This window comes from Acidimicrobiales bacterium (genome assembly GCA_036273495.1).
Classification (GTDB): domain Bacteria; phylum Actinomycetota; class Acidimicrobiia; order Acidimicrobiales; family JAJPHE01; genus DASSEU01.
The window spans coordinates 1-9,167 of record DASUHN010000065.1 but is presented as its reverse complement, the minus strand read 5'-3'; the positions used below and the strand labels follow the sequence as shown (position 1 = coordinate 9,167).

Annotated in this window: 11 protein-coding genes; 3 read left to right on the top strand and 8 right to left on the bottom strand. The window is 70.1% G+C overall.

Annotated features, from left to right (window positions below; translation table 11 throughout):
* The first annotated feature begins 16 nt into the window (after positions 1–16).
* Positions 17–604, top strand: coding sequence for a helix-turn-helix domain-containing protein (locus VFW24_02550; GenBank protein HEX5265627.1), 588 nt, complete (start codon positions 17–19; stop codon positions 602–604).
* 11 nt (positions 605–615) lie between these two features.
* Here VFW24_02550 and VFW24_02545 read toward each other — a convergent pair whose 3' ends face one another.
* On the bottom strand, positions 616–1,830 hold the full coding sequence (locus VFW24_02545; protein HEX5265626.1) for an acyl-CoA dehydrogenase family protein: 1,215 nt from the start codon (positions 1,828–1,830) through the stop codon (positions 616–618).
* 149 nt (positions 1,831–1,979) lie between these two features.
* On the opposite strand from VFW24_02545, the gene VFW24_02540 reads away from it, so the two are divergent.
* The gene (locus tag VFW24_02540; GenBank protein ID HEX5265625.1) at positions 1,980–3,869 is read left to right on the top strand and encodes an ABC transporter ATP-binding protein; all 1,890 of its coding nucleotides are present in this window, start codon (positions 1,980–1,982) and stop codon (positions 3,867–3,869) included.
* On the opposite strand, the gene VFW24_02535 is transcribed toward VFW24_02540, so the two are convergent.
* The 7 genes from VFW24_02535 to VFW24_02505 all read right to left on the bottom strand — a co-directional run bounded on the left by VFW24_02535 (position 3,799) and on the right by VFW24_02505 (position 8,360).
* Positions 3,799–4,908 (bottom strand): nucleotidyltransferase family protein, encoded by a 1,110-nt coding sequence (locus VFW24_02535; protein ID HEX5265624.1) that lies wholly within the window; start codon positions 4,906–4,908, stop codon positions 3,799–3,801. The two genes, VFW24_02540 and VFW24_02535, sit on opposite strands and share 71 nt — an antisense overlap.
* 83 nt (positions 4,909–4,991) lie before the next feature.
* Entirely contained in the window at positions 4,992–6,128 is a 1,137-nt protein-coding gene (locus VFW24_02530) for an asparagine synthase-related protein (GenBank protein ID HEX5265623.1), read from the bottom strand.
* A gap of 62 nt (positions 6,129–6,190) precedes the next feature.
* Positions 6,191–7,147, bottom strand: a complete 957-nt coding sequence (locus VFW24_02525) for a hypothetical protein (GenBank protein HEX5265622.1) — start codon at positions 7,145–7,147, stop codon at positions 6,191–6,193.
* Position 7,148: 1 nt separating this feature from the next.
* Complete coding sequence (locus VFW24_02520; GenBank protein ID HEX5265621.1) at positions 7,149–7,544, bottom strand: lasso peptide biosynthesis B2 protein; 396 nt, start codon at positions 7,542–7,544, stop codon at positions 7,149–7,151.
* A gap of 47 nt (positions 7,545–7,591) precedes the next feature.
* Entirely contained in the window at positions 7,592–7,843 is a 252-nt protein-coding gene (locus VFW24_02515) for a PqqD family protein (GenBank protein HEX5265620.1), read from the bottom strand.
* A gap of 42 nt (positions 7,844–7,885) precedes the next feature.
* Positions 7,886–8,068, bottom strand: a complete 183-nt coding sequence (locus VFW24_02510; protein ID HEX5265619.1) for a hypothetical protein — start codon at positions 8,066–8,068, stop codon at positions 7,886–7,888.
* A 118-nt stretch (positions 8,069–8,186) separates the two neighbouring features.
* The gene (locus tag VFW24_02505; protein HEX5265618.1) at positions 8,187–8,360 is read right to left on the bottom strand and encodes a hypothetical protein; all 174 of its coding nucleotides are present in this window, start codon (positions 8,358–8,360) and stop codon (positions 8,187–8,189) included.
* Positions 8,361–8,662: 302 nt separating this feature from the next.
* Between VFW24_02505 and VFW24_02500 the strand changes: the two genes are divergently transcribed.
* The coding region (locus VFW24_02500; GenBank protein ID HEX5265617.1) for a sigma-70 family RNA polymerase sigma factor at positions 8,663–9,167 on the top strand (505 nt) is incomplete at its 3' end.

Sequence of the window (9,167 nt, the reverse complement as noted above, 5' to 3'; positions counted from 1 at the left end):
GGCTTAGATTTGGGGCATGGCTCCGACGAAAACGGCCGGCCAGGCGAGGCGTCCGCACAACCCACCGTCGGCGGCGCAGACCCGCATCATCGAAGCCGCCCTTCGGGAGTTCGCCAGGAACGGGGTCGGCGGCACGTCGCTCCAGATGATCGCCGACGAGATCGGCGTGACGAAGGCGGCCGTGTACCACCAGTACAAGACGAAGGATGCGATCGTCCGGGCCGTCGCCAGCGCCGAGTACGACCGTCTCGAGACTGTGCTCGACCTTGCCGAGTCAGAAGAGGACGAGGAGCAGGCCCGGGCGGTGGCGCTGACGGGGATCATCGACCTGGCCGTGGAGGGCCGCCGCGAGATGAGCACGATCCTCACCGACCCGCACGTCGGCCGCCTCTTGGCCCGCGACAAGCGACCGGGAGAAATCGTCCGTCGTCTCAACCACCTTCTCGTGGGGCCCCAGGCGGGACCGGACTCGGAGATCGCAACGATCATGTTGAGCGCAGCGATCAGCGGCGCCGTGATGCACCCGATGGCTATCCGACGCGACGACGAAACTCTCCGGACTCAGCTCCGGACCCTGGCCGAACGCTTCCTCGGTATCTGTTGACGGCCCGGCGCTCAGTTGATGTGGATGCCCGAGATGGCCCGTGAGATCACGAGCCGCTGGACCTCCGAGGTCCCCTCGAAGATGGTGTAGATCTTCGAGTCACGGTGCCAGCGCTCGACGGGGTACTCGCGGACATAGCCGTAACCGCCGAGGATCTGGATGGCCTGCTCGGTGACCCACACTGCGGTCTCCCCGGCGTAGAGCTTGGACATCGAGCCCTCACCGGCCTCGAACTTCTTGCCGGCGCTCGCCATCCACGCCGCCCGGTGCACGAGGAGGCGGGAGGCGTCGGTGTGCATCTTCATGTCCGCCAGCTTGAAGGCGATGGCCTGGTTCTCGATGATGGCTCGGCCGAACTGCCGGCGCTCCTTGGCGTAGTCCAGGGCGTACTCGTAGGCGGCCCGGGCGATGCCGACGGCCTGGGCGCCGACGATGGGTCGGGACGCCTCGAAGGTGGCCATGGCCGCCTGGACGTTGGACCGCTTCCCCTCGCGCGCCCGGGCCATCCGCTCGTCGAGCTTGTCCTTGCCGCCGAGCAGGCAGCGGCCCGGGACCCGGACGTCGTCGAGGATGACCTCACCCGTATGTGATGCGCGGATGCCCATCTTCTTGAACTTCTGCCCGAGCGACAGCCCGGGAGTCTTCGGCGGAATGACGAAGCTGGCCTGGCCCCGTGAGCCCAGCTCCGGGTCGACCGAGGCCACCACCACGTGGATGTCGGCGATCCCCCCGTTGGTGATCCAGGTCTTGGTCCCGTTGAGCACCCACTCGTCCTTCGCCTCGTCGTAGACGGCGCGGGTGCGCAGCGAGCTCACGTCCGATCCGGCATCCGGCTCCGAGACGGCGAAGGCGGCCAGCTTCAAGTCGTCCGGCGTGCCGAAACACTGGGGCACCCACTCCCCGATCTGCTCCGGCGTCCCGTTGGCAAAGATGCCGGCCACTCCCAGGGTGCTGCCGAAGATGGCGAGAGCGATGCCCGCGTCTCCCCACGACATCTCCTCGTTGACCAGGCACATGGTCAGGCCGGTGGGATCGGAGAAGGCGTTGGCCACGAACTCGAAGGAGTACAGACCGATCTTGGCCGCCTCCTCGATGATCGGCCACGGCGTCTCCTCCCTCTCGTCCCACTCGTGGGCCGCGGGCCGGATGACGTTCTCGGCAAAGTCGTGGACCCACTTCTGGAGCTGGAGCTGGTCCTCGTTGAGATCGAGGGAGTAAGGAGACATGGGCACCCCTATCGAAGACTCGGTCGGAAGCGACTGATGTTACCCAATGGTAACTTATCGGCCGGCCCGGCCGGCGAAGGACCGGGTCGGCGGCCCCGGGCCACCCGATGGCGGCAGGCTCCCACGACCCCCCTGTGGAATATCCTGGCGTGAGCTCCACGGCGGCCGGCGAAGGCGCCAGCTTCAACATCGACGCGGTGCTGCATCCGGACGTGGACCGTCGCCTCCGCGACCTGCCCGGTCTCGTCGGCCGTGCACTCGGGTTGGTGTGGCGCGCCGCCCCGCGGGAGCTGGCCACGGTGACCTTCCTCCAGCTGGTGGCCGGGGTGATGCTGGCCGCCCAGCTCCTCGCCGGGCGCAGCCTGCTCGGTCACCTCCTCCAGGCCCGGACGAGCCATGACTTCAGCTCCACCGTCCCCGACGTCATCGTCCTCAGCGCCGCCCTGGGACTTGCCGCCCTGGCCAACCTCGTCCGGGGGGAGATGCAGCGCACGCTCGCCGAGCTGGTGGCCCGGGACTCCGTGGAGCAGGTGCTCGCCGTCTGCGCCCGGGTGGACCTCCTGAGATTCGAGTCCCCCGGCTTCCACGACCGCATGCAGAGGGCCATAGTCAACGCCTCCGGCCGTCCCCTGCAGCTCACGACCGGTCTCGTCAGCCTGGCCAGTTCGCTCGTCGCGTCGGTTGCCCTGGCCGCCACCCTGTTCGTTCTGCAGCCTCTCGTGGTCCTGCTCGCCGTGTCGGCGATCGTGCCCGTCTATGTGGCCACGGTCACCGCCAGTCGCGCCCTGTACCGCTTCAGCGCCGATCAGGCTCCCCGCGACCGGCGGCGCTACTACCTGCAGTTCCTCCTCACCGACAAGGCCTCCGCTCAGGAGGTCCGGGCGCTGGATTCCGCCGAGTTCCTGGAACAGCGATTCGACTCTCTGTATGCGGAGCGCATCGCCGCCTTGCGTCGTGTGGTCTCCCTCCGGATCCGCCGGGGCGTGGTCGGAGCCTCGCTCACCGCCGTCATCACCGGCGCCGCCATCGGCCTGCTGATCTGGTTCGTGGCCTCGGGCCGGTTGTCGCTGGCCGGTGCCGGTGCCGCGACCGCCGGCCTGGTCCTGCTCGGCAGCCAGCTCCAAGGGCTGGCCTCCGGGGCCGGACTGCTCTACGAGTCCTCACTGTTCGTCGAGGACCTGACCTCGTTCGTGGCCGATGCCGCCACGAGCACTGCGGCCGGTCGGAACCGGGTCCGGTCCGGTCCGGCGCCCGAGTCGGAGCCCTCGAGCGCGCCTCCGCCCCACATCAGGGCCGAAGCCGTCAGCTTCACGTACCCGAACCGGCCCGGAGTGCCGGCCCTGGCCGACGTCTCGCTCGAGATCAGGCCCGGTCAGGTGGTGGCCGTCGTCGGCGAGAACGGATCCGGGAAGACCACCCTGGCCAAGATCCTGGCTGGCCTCTACCCGCCGACCGACGGCCTGGTCCATTGGGACGGCCAGGCGCTGGAGACGCTCGAAGAAGATTGGCTCAGAGACCGGACGACGGTGCTGTTCCAGGACTTCGTGCGATACCAGATGGCGGCGGCCGACAACATCGGCCTCGGGCGGTGGGCCTGGTCGAACGACAGAGGGCGCATCGAGGCGGCGGCCAGCAGATCCGGGGCGGGATTCCTGCACTCCCTGCCTGCCGGCCTCGACACCTATCTCGGCCCCCACTACTACGGAGGGGTCGAGCTGTCCGGGGGCCAGTGGCAGAGGGTTGCCATGGCCCGGGCCCTGCTCAGGGACACACCGTTCGTGATCCTGGACGAGCCCACCGCGGCCCTGGATCCCCGAGCCGAGAGCGAGATGTTCGAGGCGCTCCGGGACCTACTGGGGGGACGGACCGTTCTCCTGATCTCCCACCGCTTCGGGTCGGTGCGACTGGCCGACTACATCTACGTGCTGTCCCAGGGGCGGATGCTGGAACACGGGACCCACGCCGATCTCATGCACGTCGACGGCTGGTACGCGGAGATGTTCCGGACCCAGTCGGCTGCGTACGACCTGTCGCTGTAGAGCGCTGGGCGCCGAACCAACGGGCGACCGCCCGGGCCGGGGCCGATAGCAGCCATCTCACCTTGCGCCCCGGAGTCTCGCCGTGGGTTGCTCCCAGCACCAGGCGGGCCCGGAGCCAGGGGGAGTCGGTCACGGCGAAGCGAGGCCCGAACGCCGCTGCCGAACGGGGCTGCAGTGGCCACGAGGGCTCCAGAAGCGGCTCGACCTGGACGCGACGCCACTTCGACCGCGGAAGCGCCCGCAGGGACCCGGGTGACTCGGCCCCGACCCGTTCGGCCAGGGTCAGGCCGACGGCCAGCGCCGTCCGGCACTTGGCGGTGGTGGCCAGCTCGTCGACCCGCTCCCAGTCCACGGGTCGGGTCGGGGACTCGGGATCCAGGAGCATGGCGATGTCGACGACCCAGATCAGACGACTGAACATGTGGAAGGGCTTGGCCGCGTGCTGGCACAGCATCACCAGCTCTTCCTCGGGAGGCAGGACATAGGCGGCACGGTCTCCGAGCCGGGCGGGCTCCCTGCGCAACCAGAGACCGTGGCTGTCGAGGCGGCTGTAGCGCTCGTAGGAGGCGTCCAGCCCGTAATGGAGCTCCAGGGGCAGACCGGGCACGGCCGGATGGGTGAGGACGGTGTCGTACCGCTGGCGCGACGCCGGTCGTCGGACCTCCCACCCGGAGTCGGTCAGCGACCGGAGCGCCGTCCGGTGCTGGGCCGCCGGCAGGAGCAGGTCGATGTCGTCCATCGGGCGCAGGCCGGCGTCGGGATAGTGGGTGGCCACGGCCGGGCCTTTCAGGACCACGGGTTCCAGCCCCGAGGCGGTCAAAGGCTCCAGCGCGTGTGCCAGGGCGGCAGGCACGACGACGAGGGCCCGGATGTTGGCCACCGCGGCCAGGTCCCCGAGCTCCCGGCCCACGTCGCCGAACTGGTCCTGCCGGCCGGCGAGGACCAGGGAACGCCAGAGCAACGGAGCCAAGCGGTTGCGCCGGGCCGCCTCGAGGAGGATCGACGTCTCGAGCCCGCCGTCGAGGGAGCGACCCAGCACTTCAGGACGAGGCTGGCGTCGGCACGCCTCCCAGAAGAACGCGACATTCGGTTCCGTGGAGGTCATGGGAGGCCGGGGAAGGCTCAGGACGGCCCTCCGGCGGTCGCCAGCCAGCTGGCCTGCAGCAGGGCGGAGGTCATGGCGTGCGGAGCGGGCGTCCGCCAGACCTCGAGGAGAGCCTCGACATCCACCAGGTCCTCATCCACTCCCTCCCCGGTGAAGCTCTCGACGAACTCCCGGCTGTGCACGCCGAAATGTACGCGGTTGAACCGGGCCTTCGACCGGCGACCCAGCAGGTCGTCCGGGAGCAGATCACCGAAGATCAGATGCATGGCGGCAGTACGGTCCCGGGGACCCAACAGTTTCGCCACCGCGGCGAACGCCGCCACGAATCCGGGATCAAGCATCGGATGAAGGGTCAAGACATCGAAGCACGAGGCCATCACGGCCATGTTGTGCAGCGAGATCCGCATCCCGCGCGAGCTCAGATGCTGCGCCAGGGCGCGCCGGCGGTCGACCGACTCCTCGGCGATCGGCCGGATGGCAGCGCGCACGAGCTCTTCGCGAGCGGACGGACGAAGCCATTTCGCGTCGACTGCGCCGGACATCGAGGCGCGCAAGGCTCGGGAGCGCAATCGTTCAGGCGCCACACACAGGGCGGCAGCTCGCAGGTTGCGGCGCGTCGGTCTGACGTCGCGAGCGAGCACCTGCCGTATGGGGGTCAGCCGGCGCGGCCCCAGAATCTCGTCGCCACCCTCGCCGGTCAACACCGAGCCTCCCCGGGCCAGCTCCCAGATGAAGCCCCGGACGTGCGCCAGAGGTGGCCACGCCATCCCGTGCCGGCGCAGCGACGGCGCCGCCACAGGCCCGATCAGATCGATCTCGTCGAAGACGTCGCGCCGGATCCAATCGGTGACGCCCAGCTGCCTGACCAGTTCCTCCTGCCAGTGGTCCTCGTCAGCCTCGGCCACGCCGGGAAACCGCTGGGTCACCGGTATGGGCGGGGCATGCCCCTCCCGCCGGGAGAGCGACACCGCGACGGCCAGCACGGCGGAGGAGTCCCGACCTCCCGAGAACTCGACGAGGCAGGGCGGGCGCTGGAGGGCGGGCCTGATGGCGTCCTCGAAGGCCTGCAGAGGCGGCGGAGCGGAGCTCACGGGGAGCCGGATCAGCTCCTCGGCTCCCGCGACCCAGCCCCAGGCGATCTCGAGCCCGGTCATCGGCACCGTACCCGCCCCGGTCGACGCGCCCATCGGGCCGGTGATGGTGACCGGCCTGCCGGTCACCCGCTGGGGGCCACGGCCGGGATGGGCAGGCCGAGAGCCGTCAGCAGCTCGAGGGCTGCCTCACGGGTGAACGGAGGTCCCCACGGCAGGCAGGCCCGGTACACCGGGACGGCCTCGGTGAGGCGGCTCAGGGCGTCGAAATGGGATTCGATGACCTCACTCACCTGCCAGCCGTCCAAACGGGGGAACCGGACCAGCTCCAACAAGGCCTCCACGGGATCCAGCGCCGCCACCTGGAGACCGGAGAGATTGAGGCTGCGAGCCGGGAGGACAACCGCCGCCAGTTCCCCCGCGTCGTGACGCGTGATCAGAGGCGCCAGGGCCGTCCTCCCATCGACGGTCGGCCTGGGGCTCCACGTCGGTGGCGCCGAGGTGACCAGGGACTCGGAGGTCGGCCGCAGGCGCAGCTCCGAGGAGGTGCCGGCCCAGCGGGGCGGCCGTGACTCGTCGAGACGGAGAAGGTCGTCGACGATCAACCGGGCGCCGACCGAGCACAGCCAGGCCGCCATGGTGGACTTGCCCCAGCCGGCGCCGCCGACGAAGACGAGGGCCGACCCGTCTCCGGTGACGTCGACGGCCGAGGCGTGGAGGACGCACTCTCCCCGGAGACCGAGATAGAAGGCCAGGAACGCCCCGCGGACGAGCAGGGCCAACTGGTCGCGCGTGAGCACCGGGTCCGGCACGCATACGACGCGGTCCGATCCGTCCGTCAGGCGGAAGTCACACAGCCCGTGGATCCGGAGGGTCGTCCGCGGCCCCTCGCGCGCCGCCGTCTGGAAGGGCCGGTCCTCCACCTCCCTCTGCAGCAGCACGACTCCGGGAGGAGGGTCGGAACCGATCGGTCGCGGCTCGCCCACGTCGAGGATGACGGCTGGTTCCGTGCCCGGGCCGGCGGGTCGGCCGAGCTCGATGTCGGCATCGATCACGATGCCGTGCAGGGACCAGCTCGCCACGTCAGCCGTGGCTTACGAGGACGGGGAACCCGGCCGGGTTGCCGACGACGGCCGTCCCGGCGAGCTCGAGCCAGGCGTGCCCGAGCACGCCATCCTCCGTGGGGGCGGCGCCGATCCTCAGGTGGGGCTGGTGACGACGGAGGATCCGCCCGGCCACGAGTGACTGTCGCAGGCACGGGCCGCGCCCGAAGGGCCAGTGTTCGACGATGGCGGCGAGGATGCGCAGCTGGCGCCCCTCGTGGGCCGTCAGCACCGGGCCCCGCTGTCCTTCTTGTCCTGACGCCCCGGCGTCGGTGTCGATGGCGACGCCGAGCAACCGGGTCAGCCGGGACAGGGACGTGGTCCGGAGGCCCACCTCGACAGCTGCCAGCCAGGCGACAACCGGAACCGCGGTCAACAGTGCCCGGAGCTTCGGCCCGGGACCGGCCGGCCACCGGGGCTGGGTCACGACTCGAGCAGACCGCCGGCCTCCAGCGAGGCCAGGAAGGCGGAGACGTCCTCGGCGGCCAGCCCCCGGTCGAGGGCGAACTCGGCGGAGAGCCTCTCGGTCAGGTCATCCGGCGCCGCGCCGTCACCCAGCAGCTTCCAGAGAAACGTGGCCGTCGGGTTCAGGCTGAAGTACCGGGAGGAGCGGAGGTCGATGCCCACCACCTGGCCATCGACCTCCCTCCAGATCAGCTGATCACGCCGTAGCACCTGTTGGTCCGCCGCCCTCACATGCCACGCTACGCGACCGCTCTACCCCGAGAAAGTCAGGTCACCGATCGGCGTGCCGGCCGGGAAGGCGGCATCGGTGACCATCCCCACGCGGTTGGCCGCCGTCTGCTGGCCGACCGACCCGTGGAAGCTCAGGGCCGGCCGCTCGTATCCGGCGGGCCGGCGGGCCGGAACGGTCGTCCCGGCATCGTTGTGTGAATCCATCTGACTCATGGCGCGTCTACTCCCATGGTGGCCCCAGTAGTGTCGTACCTTCCGAGCTGCTCTCGCTCGCCGCCCGGACAAGCTGTCACGTGCCCGTGACGGCGGCGCCCCTGTCGATCTACCCGGAGAAGGTCAGATCACCCAGCGGGGTGTGGGTCGGGAAGGTGGCGTCGGTGAAACCCCCCGACGACAGGGCGGCGGTGTGCTGGCCCACCGACCCGTGGAAGCTCAGGGCCGGGGCCTCATAGCCCTCGGGCCGACCCATCTTCACGACATCGCTCTGCGGGTCCATGCTCGGCCTCATTTGACCGCCTCCCTCATACCGTCCGCCCAGTTACGAGTACTTTCGTCATATTAAATTTAGTTCGCTCCCCGGTCCCGGAATCCTTCGGGGACCCGCCCCGATTTTTCGCCTCGTTCACGATCAGAGCGGGACAGGCTGCTCAAGACCGGGCTCCGGGGGCCGATAGGTGAAAACAGGCGAAATCCGGCAGGCCCACGAGCAGCGGTCGTGCCGTCGCTCTGCAGGAGAATGGTTCGAAAGACAGAATCTTGGCGGTGACGGTTCTGATGGCTCCTCAGGAGGCGAGGGTCATGGCACAGAAGGCTGATGAGCTGGTGGGCGGGCCGCCTGACGCTGAGCTGGCCCGAGGCGCAGCCGACGGGGACAACCACGCCTTCGACGAGCTGTACCGCCGCCACGCCGACGCCGCCTGGCGGGTCGCCTACGCCGTGACGGGGAACCGGGAGGACGCCGCCGACGCGGTGGCCGAGGCATTCACCCGGATGCTGGCCGCCCTCAACGCCGGCCGGCTGGAGGATCTCGACCGGTTCCGGCCCTACCTGCTGGCCACCACCCGCAACGCCGCCATCGACGTCCTCCGGCGCACCGGCCGGGTGCACCCGACCGACACCGAGCTGGCGGACCCGGCGGCGGCAGGTCTCGGACCGTCGGAGCGGCTCCTCGACGGCCTCGACACCGCCCTGGTGGCGTCGGCGTTCCGCAGCCTCCCCGAGCGGTGGCGCTCGGTGCTGTGGCTGACCGAGGTCGAGGGCATGGCGCCCGGGGAGGCCGCCGGTCTCCTGGGGCTGTCGGCCA